The sequence below is a fragment of the Ruegeria profundi genome (assembly GCF_020171505.1).
Lineage (GTDB): Bacteria > Pseudomonadota > Alphaproteobacteria > Rhodobacterales > Rhodobacteraceae > Ruegeria > Ruegeria profundi.
The window spans coordinates 155619-171099 of sequence record NZ_JAIUZS010000008.1; the positions used below are offsets into that span (position 1 = coordinate 155619).

General features: G+C 57.2%; 20 protein-coding genes. 6 read left to right on the forward strand and 14 right to left on the reverse strand.

Going from position 1 to position 15481, the window contains the following annotated elements; genetic code table 11:
- Positions 1-53 precede the first annotated feature (53 nt).
- The 3 genes from rpmI (at position 54) to LCM21_RS17525 (ending at position 1563) form a co-directional block, all read left to right on the forward strand.
- Positions 54-254 carry a 50S ribosomal protein L35 gene (gene rpmI, locus LCM21_RS17515; protein WP_010443552.1) on the forward strand — a complete coding sequence of 67 codons (201 nt, stop codon included), beginning with the start codon at positions 54-56 and terminating at the stop codon, positions 252-254.
- 14 nt (positions 255-268) lie between these two features.
- Positions 269-634: a 50S ribosomal protein L20 gene (gene rplT / locus LCM21_RS17520; RefSeq protein ID WP_039523695.1), complete on the forward strand. Its 366-nt coding sequence runs from the start codon at positions 269-271 to the stop codon at positions 632-634.
- A 245-nt stretch (positions 635-879) separates the two neighbouring features.
- Positions 880-1563 carry a methyltransferase domain-containing protein gene (locus tag LCM21_RS17525; RefSeq protein ID WP_319003926.1) on the forward strand — a complete coding sequence of 228 codons (684 nt, stop codon included), beginning with the start codon at positions 880-882 and terminating at the stop codon, positions 1561-1563.
- Between the two features lie 98 nt (positions 1564-1661).
- Here the strand turns inward: LCM21_RS17525 and LCM21_RS17530 are convergent, their stop codons facing one another.
- A complete protein-coding gene (locus LCM21_RS17530) occupies positions 1662-3053 on the reverse strand; it encodes an aminotransferase family protein (protein ID WP_224891755.1) in 1392 nt (463 codons plus the stop codon).
- Positions 3054-3275: 222 nt separating this feature from the next.
- Here LCM21_RS17530 and LCM21_RS17535 point away from each other — a divergent pair, with 222 nt between their 5' ends.
- Complete coding sequence (locus LCM21_RS17535) at positions 3276-4904, forward strand: acyl-CoA synthetase (protein WP_224891756.1); 1629 nt, start codon at positions 3276-3278, stop codon at positions 4902-4904.
- Here LCM21_RS17535 and LCM21_RS17540 read toward each other — a convergent pair.
- The 3 genes from LCM21_RS17540 to LCM21_RS17550 all read right to left on the reverse strand — a co-directional run bounded on the left by LCM21_RS17540 (position 4901) and on the right by LCM21_RS17550 (position 7195).
- The gene (locus LCM21_RS17540) at positions 4901-5242 is read right to left on the reverse strand and encodes a DOPA 4,5-dioxygenase family protein (protein WP_224891757.1); all 342 of its coding nucleotides are present in this window, start codon (positions 5240-5242) and stop codon (positions 4901-4903) included. The two genes, LCM21_RS17535 and LCM21_RS17540, sit on opposite strands and share 4 nt — an antisense overlap.
- A gap of 139 nt (positions 5243-5381) precedes the next feature.
- Positions 5382-5579 (reverse strand): DUF2783 domain-containing protein, encoded by a 198-nt coding sequence (locus tag LCM21_RS17545; RefSeq protein WP_068339226.1) that lies wholly within the window; start codon positions 5577-5579, stop codon positions 5382-5384.
- Between the two features lie 5 nt (positions 5580-5584).
- The gene (locus tag LCM21_RS17550) at positions 5585-7195 is read right to left on the reverse strand and encodes an FAD-dependent oxidoreductase (RefSeq protein WP_224891758.1); all 1611 of its coding nucleotides are present in this window, start codon (positions 7193-7195) and stop codon (positions 5585-5587) included.
- A 311-nt stretch (positions 7196-7506) separates the two neighbouring features.
- Here LCM21_RS17550 and LCM21_RS17555 point away from each other — a divergent pair, with 311 nt between their 5' ends.
- Entirely contained in the window at positions 7507-8742 is a 1236-nt protein-coding gene (locus LCM21_RS17555) for an adenylate/guanylate cyclase domain-containing protein (RefSeq protein ID WP_224891759.1), read from the forward strand.
- A 92-nt stretch (positions 8743-8834) separates the two neighbouring features.
- Here LCM21_RS17555 and LCM21_RS17560 read toward each other — a convergent pair whose 3' ends face one another.
- The 4 genes from LCM21_RS17560 to rplS all read right to left on the reverse strand — a co-directional run bounded on the left by LCM21_RS17560 (position 8835) and on the right by rplS (position 10971).
- Complete coding sequence (locus LCM21_RS17560; protein ID WP_224891761.1) at positions 8835-9644, reverse strand: division plane positioning ATPase MipZ; 810 nt, start codon at positions 9642-9644, stop codon at positions 8835-8837.
- Between the two features lie 303 nt (positions 9645-9947).
- Entirely contained in the window at positions 9948-10175 is a 228-nt protein-coding gene (locus LCM21_RS17565; protein ID WP_224891762.1) for a hypothetical protein, read from the reverse strand.
- Between the two features lie 179 nt (positions 10176-10354).
- Positions 10355-10576, reverse strand: a complete 222-nt coding sequence (gene rpmE / locus LCM21_RS17570) for a 50S ribosomal protein L31 (protein ID WP_068339212.1) — start codon at positions 10574-10576, stop codon at positions 10355-10357.
- An 11-nt stretch (positions 10577-10587) separates the two neighbouring features.
- Positions 10588-10971 (reverse strand): 50S ribosomal protein L19, encoded by a 384-nt coding sequence (gene rplS / locus LCM21_RS17575; protein WP_068339209.1) that lies wholly within the window; start codon positions 10969-10971, stop codon positions 10588-10590.
- Between the two features lie 381 nt (positions 10972-11352).
- Between rplS and LCM21_RS17580 the strand changes: the two genes are divergently transcribed.
- Positions 11353-12153, forward strand: coding sequence for a glycoside hydrolase family 25 protein (locus LCM21_RS17580; RefSeq protein ID WP_224891763.1), 801 nt, complete (start codon positions 11353-11355; stop codon positions 12151-12153).
- On the opposite strand, the gene trmD is transcribed toward LCM21_RS17580, so the two are convergent.
- Genes trmD through rpsP form a run of 6 tightly spaced genes read right to left on the reverse strand, consistent with a single transcriptional unit; the run spans position 12150 to position 15444 of the window.
- Entirely contained in the window at positions 12150-12947 is a 798-nt protein-coding gene (gene trmD / locus LCM21_RS17585) for a tRNA (guanosine(37)-N1)-methyltransferase TrmD (protein WP_224891764.1), read from the reverse strand. The genes LCM21_RS17580 and trmD overlap by 4 nt on opposite strands.
- On the reverse strand, positions 12944-13759 hold the full coding sequence (locus LCM21_RS17590; protein WP_224891765.1) for a hypothetical protein: 816 nt from the start codon (positions 13757-13759) through the stop codon (positions 12944-12946). The genes trmD and LCM21_RS17590 overlap by 4 nt, the downstream gene beginning before the upstream one ends.
- The gene (gene rimM, locus LCM21_RS17595; RefSeq protein WP_224891766.1) at positions 13759-14262 is read right to left on the reverse strand and encodes a ribosome maturation factor RimM; all 504 of its coding nucleotides are present in this window, start codon (positions 14260-14262) and stop codon (positions 13759-13761) included. Before rimM ends, LCM21_RS17590 begins: the two co-directional genes overlap by 1 nt.
- Positions 14255-14404 carry a hypothetical protein gene (locus LCM21_RS17600; RefSeq protein WP_224891767.1) on the reverse strand — a complete coding sequence of 50 codons (150 nt, stop codon included), beginning with the start codon at positions 14402-14404 and terminating at the stop codon, positions 14255-14257. The genes rimM and LCM21_RS17600 overlap by 8 nt, the downstream gene beginning before the upstream one ends.
- A 2-nt stretch (positions 14405-14406) precedes the next feature.
- Complete coding sequence (gene bluB / locus LCM21_RS17605; protein WP_224891768.1) at positions 14407-15042, reverse strand: 5,6-dimethylbenzimidazole synthase; 636 nt, start codon at positions 15040-15042, stop codon at positions 14407-14409.
- Positions 15043-15054: 12 nt separating this feature from the next.
- Positions 15055-15444 (reverse strand): 30S ribosomal protein S16, encoded by a 390-nt coding sequence (rpsP, locus tag LCM21_RS17610; RefSeq protein WP_068339193.1) that lies wholly within the window; start codon positions 15442-15444, stop codon positions 15055-15057.
- Positions 15445-15481 lie beyond the last annotated feature (37 nt).

Consider the following 15481-nt stretch of genomic DNA (forward strand, 5'->3'; position numbering starts at 1 on the left):
CCGAGATGGCATGCCGAGTCGCGTTTTGTACCGAACCCTGAAAGGAGACGGAAATGCCTAAGATGAAGACAAAGTCGAGCGCCAAGAAGCGCTTTAAGGTGACTGCAACCGGTAAGGTCCTTGCTGGCCAAGCCGGCAAACGGCACGGCATGATCAAGCGGACCAAGAAATTCATCCGCGACGCCCGTGGCAACACCACACTGTCCGCCCCCGACGCAAAGATCGTCAAGGGCTACATGCCCTACGACCGCTAAGAGGAGATTAAGAGATGTCCCGCGTTAAAGGTGGAACCGTAACTCACGCCCGTCACAAGAAGATCATCAAAGCCGCAAAAGGCTATTATGGTCGCCGTAAGAGCAACTTCAAAGTTGCAACACAGGCCGTCGACAAGGCCAACCAATACGCAACTCGTGACCGCAAGAACCGCAAGCGCAATTTCCGCGCACTGTGGATCCAGCGGATCAACGCAGCTGTGCGTAGCCATGACGAGGCTCTGACATATTCCCGCTTCATCAACGGCCTGAACCTGGCCGGTATCGAAGTAGACCGCAAAGTTCTGGCTGACCTGGCCGTGCACGAACCGGAAGCGTTCGGCGCGATCGTCGCCAAAGCACAGGCCGCCCTGGCTGCCTGATCCTCTTTCAGAGAGACAGTGAAAGAAGGGCCGTCCCGTTTGGGGCGGCCTTTTTTTGGCAAATTCGAAAATTGTGGTTTGGAACCCAAAGCAGACATACATGCTAAAAAATGCTAAGTACGAAACTGATCAATTAGTACTTTGTTGTTGGCATGCTCGAATTTGATACTGAGACAACTCGTTTATTAGATACCGTATATGAAGGTGCCGACGTCACGCGGAGGCGCCAAGGATCATTCGAAGCCTTGAGACCAGCACCCGGAGAGGTCATTGCGGACATAGGATGTGGAAACGGCCTTTTGACGGCTGAGCTTGCCCGTGCGGTAGGTTCAACTGGTCGCATACTGGGCATTGATCCCAGTGAACCCATGCGGCGTTCGGCCAAAAGCCGTTGTCGCGCGTATGACTGGGTCGAAATAATCGACGGTGAGGCCGGGCAACTTCCTGTGGACGACGCTGCGTTTGATAAGGCTGTATCAGTACAGGTTTATGAATATTTGGAGGATATTCCCGGCGCTGTGGCAGAGGCTTATCGTAGCCTAAAGCAAGGCGGTCGGCTTGTCATAGGCGACATCCATTTCGGTAGCCTCGTGTGGTTCAGCCAGGACCCCGCGAGGATGGAGCGAATGATAAGAGCTTGGGACAATCATTTTGTAGAAAGAGCAGTGCCTGCAGTCTTGCCCCCAATTCTACGTGAGGCCGGGTTCACCGTAGAAAGCGTAACGCCAATAACAATTTGCGATACCCAGCTCCGGCCAGATGGGCTAGCCAATATGATGATAATTTTGATGAAAAAGTTCGCCGAAACCAACGGGTTTGTTCCGGACCGGGAAGCCATGGAGTGGGCGGAAGAGCAAAGCTTGTTGGCAAAGAAAGGGAACTTTTTCTTTTCGCTAACGCATTTCGTTATCACCGGTCGCAAGCTATAGCAGTCGACCTGGCTTGGCCTTTTCCTCGAAAGGGATACTCACAAAAACTGAAACCGGCGCGGTGGGCACCGGTTTCTTAGATCAAACCGACGATTGGTCTACCCAAACACACGCCCAAGCGCGCCATCGACTGCGTCGGTGATCTGGTCGATGTCATCCGCAGTTGCGATCAGCGCGGGTGAGAAGCACAGCGTGTTATTTTTACCGGGAACCGATCGGTTGGTTGCTCCGATGATCACACCCTGCGCCATGCAGTCGGCAACAACAGCCTGCGCCATCTTTTCGTCCACCGGTTCTTTTGTCGAACGATCCATCACCAGTTCAGCCCCAAGGAACAGGCCCTTGCCGCGTACGTCGCCGATGACCTTGTGTTTCTCCATCAGCGCCTGCAGGTTGCCGACCATTCGGTTACCCATATCGGTGCAGTTTTGCAGCAGGTTCTCATCCTGAATAATGCGCATATTCTCGATCGCCGCGGCCGGACCGGCGGTGCAACCGCCGAAGGTCGAGATGTCGCGGAAATAGTTCAGCGGATCGGACGCATCATCCTTGAACATGTCAAAGACTTCTTCGGTCGTCACCATGCATGCAATCGCCGCATAGCCTGAGGCAACGCCTTTTGCCATGGTCACGAAGTCCGGCTTGACGCCATACTGCTGATAGCCGAACCAGGTGCCGGTGCGGCCCACGCCACAGACGACCTCATCAATATGCAGCAGGATATCGTATTTCTTGCAGATCTCCTGCACGCGCTGCCAATAGCCCTCGGGCGCTTCGATCACACCGCCGCCTGCTGTGACCGGCTCAAGACACAGGGCGCCGACAGTGTCAGGACCTTCGCGCAGGATGACCTGTTCGATCTGATCTGCGGCCCATTCACCAAAGTTTTCTTTGGGCGCACCGTCCAGCTCGTGCTTGCGGTACTCCATGCAATGGGGCACGCGCGCAAAGTCTGGCGCGAACGGTCCGTATTGTGCGTTGCGCTCATCCTGACCGCCTGCCGACATGGCGGCCAAGGTCGACCCATGATAATCGCGGTCACGGTACAGAATCTTGGTCTTTTTACCGCCATACCGCTTGTGTGCGATCTGACGAACCATCTTGAACGCCTTCTCGTTGGCCTCGGACCCCGAGTTCGTATAGTAGACGCGGCTCATCCCCGGCATTTTTTCGATCAGCATCTCGGCAAAGATAGATCCCGGTATCGAGCCCGCGGAATTGGCGAAATAGCACAGCTTCATCAACTGGTCATAGACCGCCTTGCAGATCGATTCGCGGCCATAGCCCACGTTCACAGTCCAAACCCCGCCAGATACGGCGTCCAGATGCTCTTTGCCCTTCTGGTCCCAGACACGCATGCCCTTGCCTTCGACAATGATGCGGGGATCATTGGTTTCAAAAGGTTTATGCTGGATCAGGTGGTGCCAGACGTGGGCGCGGTCGGCTTCGACCACGCGGGAAAGATCGTTTTCGTTGAACGTGCCGTCCATGACATGTCCTTTCAGTCAAATGCGGTGCGCGGAATGCGGGTTCATGCCCGAACCGGCAGGTGTTTTCGATGGCACAGATCACCGCGAATGGCCTGCCGGAGATAGGGCCAGATTGCATCATCCCGTATGACCAGTCCATCCCTGCGCCGTATTAATACGGATTTGTCACCCGCGCATCTTTATGATCAAGTCGCGCACAGCACGAGTTGGGAGGATCGGCGGATGGGAGCCACGCAGATATACGAGCGTCATCTGGATAAATGCCGCGCAAACTATACGCCTTTGACACCGCTGAGCTTTATTGAGCGAACGGCGCAGGTGTATCCGGATTACCCTTCGGTCGTATACGGGGATCGCCGCTATAGCTGGGCGGAAACCTATACCCGGTGTCGGCGACTAGCCGGCGCATTGGCGGCGCGGGGTATCGGGCGAGGTGATACGGTGTCGATCATCGCCGCAAACATCCCTGAACTGTATGAGGCCCATTTTGGCATCCCAATGGCCGGGGCGGTTCTGAACGCGATCAACACGCGGTTGGACGCGCCGATTATCGCCTTTATCCTGAAACACGCGGAATCCAAGGTTTTGATGGTCGATCCCGAGTTTTCGGGCGTTGTGAAAGAGGCGCTGAAAGAGGTTGATCACGACCTTTTGGTGATCGACATCGAAGATTCCAGCTTTGAGGGGGGCGAAAAGCTGGGCAGCCTGACCTATGATGCGCTGCTGGCAGAGGGCGATCCGGATTTCGCATGGTCTTTGCCCCAAGATGAATGGGACGCGATCACGCTGAACTACACCTCGGGCACCACGGGCAACCCAAAGGGCGTGGTCTATCATCATCGTGGGGCAGCGCTGAACGCTCAGTCCGATCTGTTGGACTGGGACATGCCCAAACACGCCGTCTATTTGTGGACACTGCCGATGTTCCACTGCAACGGCTGGTGTTTTCCCTGGGCGATGGCGGCCAATGCGGGTGTCTCAGTCTGTTTGCGCGCGGTGCGGGCCGAGCCGATTTATGCTGCGTTCCGCGATGAAAAGGTAACTCATTTCTGCGGCGCGCCGATTGTGCTGAACATGCTGGCCCATGCACCGGACCACCTGAAAGACTTCGACCATCAGATTAAGGTGATGACAGCCGGTGCTCCGCCGCCCGCTGCCGTGATTGAAGCGATGGAGGCGATGGGGGTCGAAGTGACCCATGTATATGGCCTGACCGAAACCTATGGACCCTCTGTGGTTTGCGCCTGGAAGGACGAGTGGAACACTAAGGACGCGAAAGAGCGTGCCGCGCTGAAAGTCCGGCAGGGGGTTCCTTATTCCGCGCTGTCCGGTCTGATGGTGGCAGACCCCGAGACGATGGAGCCCGTGCCTGCGGATGGCGAAACCATGGGTGAGATTTTCATGCAGGGCAACGTCGTCATGAAGGGTTACCTGAAAAACCCGGACGCGACGGACAAGGCATTCAAGGGCGGGTGGTTTGCGTCCGGCGACCTGGGGGTGATGTATCCCGATGGTTATATCGCGCTTAAAGACCGGTCCAAGGACATCATCATTTCGGGTGGCGAAAATATCTCATCCGTGGAGGTTGAAGACGTCCTTTACAAACATCCGGCCGTGATGGAGGCCGCGGTCGTGGCGCGCCCAGACGACAAGTGGGGCGAAACCCCGTGTGCCTTTGTTGAGCTCAAGCCAGAGGCGACTGTGACCGAATCCGAGTTGATTGCCTTTTGCCGGGACAACATGGCCCATTTCAAAGCCCCGAAAACGGTTGTGTTCGGGGCATTACCCAAAACATCGACAGGCAAGATTCAGAAATTCGTTCTGCGAGATCAGGCTCGGGCGCTGACTTAGGCGCCCATCTTGTCAAATATTGACAGGTTCAGCTCCAGCATCTCACCCATCCAAACGGCCCGGTCCCGGTGATCTTCAAGGTGTTCGCCGGTCTCGGGGTGGGTGAAAATCGTCAGCCCACGCCGGTTTAACATCAGCCAGGGCAGGACCTGATCCAAGGCATCGGGCGCAAAGGCCAATTGACAGCTCCAGCGCGGATGCGGACCGACATTGCGTTCGTGCACACGGCCCATCTCAACAGGGAACAGGCGCGCGGCCTCGGCACACACCTGTCGCGCCAGATCAACTGTGTCTGCGTCAAAATAGACATGGGCGTGATAGCCAGTGATCTCGGGCATGGCGACCTCATCAAACCGTTCTGCATGATCTTCGCTTATCCTACAGCTATTCCACGCAAAATACTCCTGCGATTTCCGGTACTGGACCCTCCAATCAGAAAAAACCGCAGGGTTCGCGAGTTAGATCAAGACAACCGGGCTATGCGTCGCGAAGCGTTGCCAGTTTTATTGCCTGATCCAGAACGTCCGCGTCGCCGATATGGTTGGCAAGCACAAACACAAGGCGCGCGTTCAACGCATCGCTGTCTGATTTCTCCAACCCGTCATGGGCCGCCAGCAGGCGGGCATAAAACCCATCGGCATCGTCGAGATTTGGGATGAGGGTCAGTTCAGCCATATCGCCTACTCCTTACCGGTGGCCCGACGAATGGCCTGCCGAAATGCGTTTTCTTCATATGTATCGCGACGCGCGGCGACATGCTGATCAGGCCGTATCAGATAGACCGCGCTGGTAGCGTCGCCCAGATACCGCCGCTTGAGATCCAGTGTCACGTCATCTTTGACCGAAAGGGCAAGCCGCGTGGCTTCGACACCGTCTTCCTCGATTCGTTCAGGCGCGTCGGCGTCAATCGTCAGCAAGGTGAACTTGCCCGCCAGTTTCGGCAAAAGGAATTCGTCACCCAAAGGCGCATCAGGGCAGGCTGAACCGGGTCGTGTGAATTCTGGCCCGTTCAGTGCATCCGCTGAATTCAGGGACGACCGGTGGTAGGTACACGGTGTGCTCAACCGTCCGGAATTGACCAGAGGCCTGGCGAACTGATGCCGCGCACTAAGGTCAAGAACCGCGTCGCGAAGCAGCCGGGACATTTCGGATTTCGGAGTGATGAAACTCGTGGACTGGCTGGATTTCGTGATGTTCTCATCTGCGGCCTGCGTCCGTTCAAGGCTGTAGCTGTCCAGCAGCAGTTCGGGCGCTTTGCCATCAATAACCAGCTTCAGTTTCCAACACAGGTTGTCAGCGTCCTGCATGCCGGAGTTTGCCCCCAGCGCCCCGAACGGGCTGACCTGATGGGCGCTGTCGCCTGCAAACAGCACACGCCCTTGGCGGAACCGCTCCATCCTGCGGCACTGGAAAGTGTAGATCGAAACCCACTCCAACTCAAAATCTACGTCGTCGCCCAGCATTGCCTTGAGGCGAGGAATGACATTCTCGGGCCGTTTTTCGCGTTCCCTGTCAATATCCCAGCCCAATTGAAGATCAATCCGCCAGACATTGTCGGGTTGTTTTTGCATCAACGCCGACTGACCGCGATTGAAGGGCGGATCGAACCAGAACAGACGCTCTGAGGGGAAATCGGCTTCCATCACCACATCCGCGATCAGGAAGTTATCTTCGAAGATTTGCCCTTCGAAATCCAACCCAAGCATCCGCCGTGTGGGCGAGCTTGCCCCATCGCAGGCGATCAGCCATTCAGCCTCGATGTTGTAAGGACCTTCGGGTGTTTCGACCTCAAGCGTGACGTGGCTGTCATGCGTGCCGATGGCTTCGACCTTGTTGCGTCCACGAATTTCGATCGACGCGCCGTTGGCCTGTAATTCGCGTACTCGGTCAACAAGGGCCATCTCAAAATAGTATTGTTGCAGGTTTATGAAAGCCGGATGTGCATATCCGGTATCCGGTTGCAGATCGAACTCATAAATCTGACGGTCGTGGAAATAAATCTTGCCCTTATCCCATTGCACACCCTTGTCCACCATTGGCCGTACCGCGCCCAGACGATCAGCGATATCCAGCGTGCGTTGCGAGAAACAGATGGCGCGGCTGCCGAAACTGACCTTGTCATTGTCGTCCAGAACGACGACCTCGACCCCTTGTTGGGCAAGGTCAATCGCCGTGGCCAGCCCGATCGGACCCGCGCCGATCACGATTCCCTTGTGGCGTACGGCACTGGCCGAATCCTGATCTGGGCTGCGTTCATAAGCATAAGCCGGGACTTCGAAAATCTTGTTCATCGGCTCCCCCCCCCTGATTTTCCGGCGCTGGTAATGCGCAAGATCTTGGCAGCCTCTCGCCAGAGGTTTTGCCTATAATTTCATCGAAAAAGCCGCCGGAAAACGATCTGGATCAAATGCGGTGGAAATTCTCTGTTCTTAAAAAATGTCTCTGATTCCAAGATGCGGCTAAGTCGCTTACGTAGAAAGAGTGCCGATGCTCCATATTCGATGAAGGCGTGCTTGCGGTAGCTGGCGCGCATGGGGTGGGACTGGTAATTCCTGCATACTGTCCCCAGATGACACCCAGAGCGGACACTGGAAAAGAAAACATGACAAGCCCTAATGCCAGAACGGTAAAATCAATTGATCTAAGTGACTGGCTGGTGGAACGCGGTCTGGAAGGTGCCTCGAAAGAAGAGCTTCTGGACGGGTATTGCAACAAATTGTTGGACTTGGGTGTGCCACTGATGCGTTTTCATGCAGCGCAATCCGCATTGCATCCGGTTTATGGGGGCACAGGGTTTAGCTGGTATCAGGGGCAGGGCGGTAGAACCGAGTCTTTTGAGTATTCTGACGAGCCTATAGAACAGTGGCGGCAAAGCCCGCTTTACGCAATCCTCAACGAGGATATCGAGGTCATCCGCGAACGTCTGATCGATCAAAACGAGGCCAGCCGCTTTCCGCTGCTGAACGACCTGCGCCAGATCGGGGCGACTGATTATTACGCGACTGGGGTCAATTTTGACGCCCCGACACACAGTGAACCCAAAGCCGCAAAAAAGGCTGTGGACGGCGTGTTGATGTCGTGGACGTCTAATGCGCCCGATGGGTTCGCGGATACGGATCTGGACCTTATCAATGCAGCACTGCCGCATCTGGGGCTGGCGCTGAAATCCGCTGCCAGTGCACGGGTGTCAAAGGACTTGATGAGGGTCTATCTGGGCCGGGACGCGGGGCGGCGGGTATTGTCGGGGGAAATCCGGCGCGGCTCGCTGCAACAAATTGATGCCGTGATGTGGAACTTTGATCTGGAAGGTTTCACCAGCCTGTCAGAAGACCTTCCGGGAAACGAAATCATCGACATGCTGAACGACTATCTGGCGGTGGCTGTCAGTGTCGTGCATGACAATGGCGGCAATATCCTGAAATTCATGGGTGACGGGCTAATGGCGATGTTCGATGTCGGTGACATTGATGAGGACGCCCACGCCGCGCTGAAGTCGGTGCCGGTTCTGCAGCAGCGGATGGAGGCGCTGAATGCCCAGCGTGAGGCCGCGGGTCTGCCGGTGGCCAGCTTTACCCTTGCCTTGCACGCGGGGGAAATTCTGTACGGCAATATCGGGTCGGAAACCCGGTTGGACTTCACAGTCATCGGCCCGGCAGTAAACCAGACCGCGCGAATTGCCGGCATGCACCGGTCGCTGGGGCAGCGCATCCTGATCTCGGATGACGTGGCACGCGCGGCCCAACCGTGCGCTCAGGAGTTGGTATCTGTCGGGCGTTACATGCTTCGGGGTGTGCAGGAACCGAAAGAGCTGTTTACGGTCTATAACGGCCGACAATAAAAGTTGGTATTCCTGACAGTTGCCAGGCTGTGCCTTCAACCTGATCTGGGGGGCCCTCAGCCCGGGCAGGGGCATGTCGGGTCAAGAAGATCCTAAAAATCAATCTCCACGCCCGGCAGGTTCAATTCTTTCATCATGTCGCGCAACTCTTGCCGGGCAGCGATGTTCGAGATGTTCAACTGCTTGACGCCGATATCCTTGAGATCCAGCAGGGTCAGGCCACGTGGGAACAGCTCGCGGAAGATGACCCGTTCGGAAAAGCCCGAGGCCACGCGGAAACCGATGCGCTGCGACAGCATCTCGATCGCGCGCTGCATCTTTTCCTTGTTGACCATACGCTGTGTGCCGACACGGTTGCGCACCACTACCCAATCGATCGGTTTCAGCCCCGCCTGCGCACGCAACTGGCGTGCGTTCCAAACCATTTCTGAATATACCGAGGGCCCAAGTATTTTTTCGCCCTTTGAGTCGATCCGCGCCAGCAGGTCAAAATCAATAAAGCTGTCGTTAAGCGGTGTGATCAGCGTGTCCGCCAGCGAATGAGCCACCTGGCTGAGACGGGTATGGGACCCGGGGCAGTCGATCAGGATAAAGTCGCTGTCGCTTTCCAATTCGGACACGGCGGCTGACAGGCGATGGTCATAGATATTCTCGCCCGGTTTCAGCTTGGTCGCATCAATTTCGGGTAGGTCGTGGTGGCGGGGGCTCGGCAGGCTCAGGCCCGAGTTTTTCAGGAAATTGGCGCGGTTCTCAAAATACCGACCAAGGCTGCGCTGCCGTAGATCGAGATCCAGCGTGCTGACCTTGTGCCCCAATCGCGCCAACGCGGTGGCCACGTGCATGGAGACGGTCGATTTGCCTGCGCCGCCCTTCTCGTTCCCCACTACGATGATATGTGCCATGCCTGTATTCCCATGTCCCGCCGTGTTTATCCACACGTTGTTGTGAGCTACTATATGTTGTGGAAGCCGGGAAGGGAAGGACCTCAAGCAGTGAACTAAGGCTGTTAGTTGCAAAACCAAGGCCCGGAACCGGGTTTGGCTGCATGTATGACACACAGGCAGAGTTGTTTAATGCTGGCCGCAGGAGGGTGTAGCTGGAGCACCGGTTGGAGCTTTTGGCAGCGATCGGTCAGAAAACTGCCACACTCCTGATGCTGATACGTCCTCACTTTGAGGTAGGTCTGTGCCTCGGACCGGGTTTCGTTATCCTCCAAGGTAGACCCCGTCTTTAGGGCGGTAGAACACCTTCTGGTCGTGCAACTTGCCCAGAAGTTCGTGAACCTGGCGAAGCCTATCTTCGCGTTCAGTCCTGTTTTCTTCGGCTTCCTCCAGCACCCCAAGCGACAAAGACGCTGCCGTATCTCGCAATGCGGTTTCGATCAGGTCCATATCTGCGACGGAAAGCTCGAACATATCATTGTACCTAGGCATCTTCAGGATCTCCGTGAGGCTGAGGGGATGTTCCAGGCCAGTGTAGCATCCGACGCACCATGGTGTCGCGATAGGATTGGACCACAGTATCCGCGCCAGCATTCAATGTCTGAGCGGGAGCGGTGCATAAAAAAAGGCCGCCCACAAGGACGGCCTTTGGCATCTGAACCAAGTCAGGCTTAGAAGCCCAGACCCTCGTATTTCTTCTTGAACTTGGACACGCGGCCGCCGGCGTCCATCAGGCGGGACGAGCCACCAGTCCAGGCGGGGTGCGAAGAGGGGTCGATTTCAAGTGACAGCGTGTCACCTTCGCTGCCCCAGGTCGATTTCATCTGAACCACGGTGCCATCGGTCATTTTGACGTCGATGAAGTGGTAGTCGGGATGGATGTCTTTTTTCATCTTTCCGCTCCTTACGCCTCGGCGCCAGCCTTGGGCTTGTAGTTGGTAACCTCTGCGATACGCGCGGATTTACCACGGCGGGTGCGCAGGTAGTAGAGTTTGGCGCGGCGAACTTTACCGCGGCGGACAACGGTGATGCTGTCGATGTTGGTCGAATGCAGCGGGAACACGCGCTCCACGCCTTCGCCAAACGAAATCTTGCGGACAGTGAACGAACCGGCAATGCCATTGCCGCCTTTGCGCGCGATGCAGACACCTTCGTAGTTCTGCACACGGGTGCGCGATCCTTCGGTCACTTTAAAGCCGACACGGATGGTGTCACCGGCTTTGAAATCGGGGATGTCTTTCCCCAGGGCGGCAATCTGTTCCGCCTCAAGCTGTGCGATCAGGTCCATCGCAGTTACTCCTATATGCTCGTGGTTTGTTCACGAAGTTAAGCACGGCCTGAGAGCTCTTGGTCTTCTACCGGGTCCTGCGAACAGCCCGCCAGAGGTCAGATCGAATGTTCCTTTGGTTCGGTTCGCCCTGACACGCCATGGCTGAAGAAAACCGGGCGCTGCGCCACGATGCAAACCAAAACACCGGAGTCGCGTCTCGCGGCACCGGATTGCGCTCATTTACGGGCTTTGCGATCAGTGATCAAGACAAAAAAGCCACGTTTTTCAGGTTTGGGCGGTGGGATTGCGCCGATTGGACTCTGGCCCGTTGCCTTATTGGTCTGATCAGGCATTCTGAAAAGCAATTATAAGAGCAGACATTTAAAACAGGAACAGATCATGCGTTTAGCATTGATACTGACAGCTATCGCCTTTGCCGTGCTGTCCTGCGGTCGCGGCACCCCTCCGCCACAACAGGTCGAGGCCAAAGCGTTTTTGCGCACAACGTCCCCGGCAGTCATATACCCGGCCTTCGGTGACGCTGATCCGCACGCCTGGGATGGGCGGCACCCCGGCTATTATCCGGTACACGGGTTGGACGTGTCGCGATGGCAGGGGCCAATCGACTGGCGCAAGGCCAAAGCCTCGGGTGTCAGTTTCGTCTTTATCAAAGCGACCGAGGGCGGCGACGTCGCCGATCCCATGTTCGATGACCATCGGCGTGGCGCACAGGCCGCTGGGGTGCCTTGGGGTGCATACCACTATTACTATTTCTGCCGCCCTGCGCATGAACAGGCGCGGTGGTTCATAAAGAACGTTCCTAAGGGCGCAGATCTGCCCCACGTGCTTGACATGGAATGGACGCCGCACTCCAAGACCTGTCGGCTACGCCCTGACGGGGCAAAGGTCCGCGCCGAAGCAAAGCGGTTCCTCGATATTCTCGAGCGTCATTACGGGCGTCGTCCGATTGTCTATACGACCGTGGATTTCCACGCCGACACAGACATTGATCGGCTGCGCGGAACCGAATTCTGGCTGCGCTCTGTCGCGGGGCATCCGCGCAATGTCTACCCCAAGGCATCCTGGCGGTTCTGGCAATATACCGGCACCGGGCTGGTGCCGGGCGTGCAGGGCAGGGTGGATATTAACACGTTCAACGGACAGCCCGAGACTTGGGCGCGCTGGAAAGCGGGGGGCTAGCCCCGCGTTTTGCGATAGCTATCCCAAAGATCAGGTCGTCTTTCTTGGGTGATCTGTTCCGACATCTCGTGCCGCCACTCGGCGATGCGGCCATGATGACCGGACATCAGGATATCAGGGATCGCGCGGCCCTTCCATTCGGCGGGGCGGGTGTATTGTGGATGCTCAAGCAGGCCCGAGGAAAAGCTTTCTTCTTCAGCCGAGGCCTGATTACCCAGTACACCCGGGATCAGCCGCACCGTCGCGTCAATTAGTGCCTGGGCCGCGATCTCGCCACCGGTCATGACGAAATCTCCTAACGAGACCTCCTGAACGCCGTAATGTTCCAGCACCCGTTCATCGACGCCTTCGAACCGGCCGCACAGGAGGGTCATGCCATCACAGCGGGCAAGGTTTTGCATCATACGCTGGTCCATCCGCCGACCACGCGGGCTGAGATAGATCAGCGGCCAGTTCCCCTGCACACCGGCCATCGTGTGTTCGATCGCTTCGCCCAAGACATCCGCGCGCAGCACCATGCCCGCGCCACCGCCCGCAGGGGTGTCGTCTACGTTGCGGTGCTTGCCGATGCCGAACTGGCGCAGATCGACGGTTTCCAGCTGCCACAGCCCCTCTTGCAGCGCCTTGCCTGTCAGGCTTTCGCCAAGGACCCCGGGAAAGGCTGACGGGAACAGGGTGATGACCTTCGCTTTCCAAACGCCGTGCAGGTCTGGTGTGGGGGTCAAGAGCTCACGCGGTTTCAGGGTCGGGCGGATCGCCTTGCGACCGTGGGATTTGCTGGGCTTTTCTGTCATGTCGTGCCGATCAGCGCCTTTTTTGCGCGTTCAATTGTCGCCGTCTTTTGCGCGATCAGGGCGGCCTCGTCCAGACGCGAACGGTTTAGATCCAGCAGTTCTAGAAGAACGTCTTCGGGCAGGCGGGTATTGACCTTGGACGGCGGCACCAAAAGTCTGGCTTTGTCGCGCGGAAGGTTCAAAAACTCGGCAAATGGCGTGCCAGTGCCAAAGCGCTGCAATTGCAAGTCTTCAAGCCAGCCTGTTGTTACGGTAACGGTGGGCAGCCTATCGCGGATCTGATCCACCGTGTGTTGCAGAGAGGGCAGATGATCCATGCGCAACCTGAACGTTTCAAAATCCAGCACCTGACGCATGCGCTGCAGATCATGCGCCCAAAGACTGCGCAACCAACTGCCGCGCTGGCGCAAAGACAGGTAGATGGTGATCTGAACCTCTTGCCCGGCAAAGCGGTGACGGACCGCATCAACCAGACAAGCGGCAAGCTCTGGAGTGGCGGCATAGCCCTGTTCGATGTTGCGGCTGGGACGTAGGCCCGCGAAGTTTTCCTCGCTGACGATCAACCCGCGCCGGGTGGCGAAATCCAGCGTGTCGAAAAACGCGCGCAGCCGCGCGCCGAACTCGGACAGGGTGCCAACCGTACCATAGATGGAATGGCTGATCGCCGCTTGCGACAGGCCGGACTTTCGGGTGCGATAGGGCAGTGCCAGCGAAAAATGCGGCCAGATAAGTTCCCGATTGTCGTAGAGGAACGATTGCGCCGCAGTGGTGCCGGTTTTGTGCAGCCCCAAATGCAGCAAAACCCGCCGCATCAGATCAGCCCTTCTGGCGGGTCGGCGATGATGCGGCCTGTGTCCAGATCGACGGTTGGCACGGCGTCACGTGTGAAGGGTAACAATACGGTGGCTTTCATACCCGGCCCATGCAACTCCAGCAGATCCGCCGCGCCATGGTTCTGCACCGATTTAACCCTGCCCAACAGAATGCCGCCAGTGTCATAAACCTCAAGCCCGATCAGGTCGGTGTGATAGAATTCGTCATCCGGCAGCGATGGCAGTTGCGCGCGACGTGCGAACAAGCGCAACCCTTTGAGGGCGTCCGCCTCTTCTTTGGTTTCAACACCGCCCATCCGAGCGGCAAAGCCGTTTTTGATCGGGCGGGTCAAAACCAGAGGATAGCGTTCGGCCCCGCTTTCATCCGTCAGGGGCGAATAGGCTTCGATATCCTCCGGGATCGCGCAATAGCTTTTAAGACGTACTTCGCCGCGCACACCGTAAGAGCCCGCAATGCTGCCCACGCAAATCAGATCACTCATTTGGCTTGTCCACCGTCACACATAGCCCATCTTGCCAATCACCGCGCAGCTCGCATGCTTCACGTTGGTTCGAGCGTTCAAAGAACACGCCCACAATAAATGCGATCATCAGCAGTATGGGAAGTCGAATAAGGCCAAACATCCTCAACGCACCTCGATCGGCAGTGCGTCTTCCCGGTCTTCCCAGCCGACACGTTCCAGTTCTGGCGTGTCGGAAAAGTCTTCGGGCCAGCCGATGCAGAAATAGCCAATAAGGCGCCAGCTATCGGCTACGCGCAGGTCACGCGCCAACTGTTCGGGGTTCAGAATGGACACCCAGCCAAGCCCCAGCCCCTCTGCCCGAAGGGCGAGCCAGAAAAGAGTTACGGCACAAACGACTGAGTAATGCCGCATCTGGGGCATGGTTCCGGCGCCCAAGCGCTGCCCCTTGTCAGTGGCATCGTCGCAGAAGACTGCCAGCTGCACCGGCGCTTCTTGCATTCCGGACAGCTTCAATTGGCTGTAAATTCTTGCTTTTTCGCCTGAATACCCATCCAAAGCCTGCGCGTTTGCGGTTTGGAAATTTTCAAGCGCCGCAGCACGAGCGTTTGGGCTATCGACGCGAATAACGCGCCACGGCTCGCTGAGGCCTACGGACGGGGCCAGCCGAAACGTGTCGAGGCAGCGCATCAGCACAGCCTCGTCCACGGGATCGGTGCGGAACCGGCGCACGTCGCGCCGGAGCCGCATCAACAGATTGAACTGCGTACGGAAATCGTCGGTAAAAGCCTGACCCTGCACGCGCCCGCCTGCTTACTCTTCAGCTGCGGCTTCTTCAGCAGGTGCAGCCGCCGCTTCGGCAGCTTCAGCAGCCTTTGCAGCTTTCTCTTCAGCGCGTTCCTGCGCCTTCTTGCCCGGGGTGCCTTTCTGCGGGTTGTTACGTTCGGCCTTGTCGCGGGTGCCGGCGGCTTCCAGCATACGTGCGATGCGGTCGGTCGGCTGTGCGCCCTGATCCAGCCAGTACTGAATGCGCTCCATGTCCATTTTCACGCGCTCTTCGCTGTCTTTCGGCAGCAGCGGATTGTAAACGCCAAGTTTCTCGATGAAACGGCCGTCGCGCGGCATGCGGCTGTCCGCCGCTACGATGCGATAGAAAGGACGTTTTTTCGAGCCGCCGCGGGCGAGACGAATTTTCATTGCCATGGTGGTATCTCCTTTGAATGGCGTGACCGGTCGCGGA

Bases quoted from the DNA above. Each gene is read 5' to 3' on its own strand.
- LCM21_RS17565 (WP_224891762.1), bottom strand. From the start codon at position 10,175: ATGCCTAGGTACAATGATATGTTCGAGCTTTCCGTCGCAGATATGGAC.
- rplS (WP_068339209.1), bottom strand. From the start codon at position 10,971: ATGGACCTGATCGCACAGCTTGAGGCGGAACAGATTGCCGCCCTGGGG.
- LCM21_RS17530 (WP_224891755.1), bottom strand. From the start codon at position 3,053: ATGGACGGCACGTTCAACGAAAACGATCTTTCCCGCGTGGTCGAAGCC.
- rpmE (WP_068339212.1), bottom strand. From the start codon at position 10,576: ATGAAAAAAGACATCCATCCCGACTACCACTTCATCGACGTCAAAATG.
- trmD (WP_224891764.1), bottom strand. From the start codon at position 12,947: ATGACAGAAAAGCCCAGCAAATCCCACGGTCGCAAGGCGATCCGCCCG.
- LCM21_RS17560 (WP_224891761.1), bottom strand. From the start codon at position 9,644: ATGGCACATATCATCGTAGTGGGGAACGAGAAGGGCGGCGCAGGCAAA.
- LCM21_RS17535 (WP_224891756.1), top strand. From the start codon at position 3,276: ATGGGAGCCACGCAGATATACGAGCGTCATCTGGATAAATGCCGCGCA.
- LCM21_RS17590 (WP_224891765.1), bottom strand. From the start codon at position 13,759: ATGCGGCGGGTTTTGCTGCATTTGGGGCTGCACAAAACCGGCACCACT.
- LCM21_RS17555 (WP_224891759.1), top strand. From the start codon at position 7,507: ATGACAAGCCCTAATGCCAGAACGGTAAAATCAATTGATCTAAGTGAC.
- rplT (WP_039523695.1), top strand. From the start codon at position 269: ATGTCCCGCGTTAAAGGTGGAACCGTAACTCACGCCCGTCACAAGAAG.
- LCM21_RS17540 (WP_224891757.1), bottom strand. From the start codon at position 5,242: ATGCCCGAGATCACTGGCTATCACGCCCATGTCTATTTTGACGCAGAC.
- rpsP (WP_068339193.1), bottom strand. From the start codon at position 15,444: ATGGCAATGAAAATTCGTCTCGCCCGCGGCGGCTCGAAAAAACGTCCT.
- LCM21_RS17545 (WP_068339226.1), bottom strand. From the start codon at position 5,579: ATGGCTGAACTGACCCTCATCCCAAATCTCGACGATGCCGATGGGTTT.
- rimM (WP_224891766.1), bottom strand. From the start codon at position 14,262: ATGAGTGATCTGATTTGCGTGGGCAGCATTGCGGGCTCTTACGGTGTG.
- LCM21_RS17600 (WP_224891767.1), bottom strand. From the start codon at position 14,404: ATGTTTGGCCTTATTCGACTTCCCATACTGCTGATGATCGCATTTATT.
- LCM21_RS17580 (WP_224891763.1), top strand. From the start codon at position 11,353: ATGCGTTTAGCATTGATACTGACAGCTATCGCCTTTGCCGTGCTGTCC.
- rpmI (WP_010443552.1), top strand. From the start codon at position 54: ATGCCTAAGATGAAGACAAAGTCGAGCGCCAAGAAGCGCTTTAAGGTG.
- LCM21_RS17550 (WP_224891758.1), bottom strand. From the start codon at position 7,195: ATGAACAAGATTTTCGAAGTCCCGGCTTATGCTTATGAACGCAGCCCA.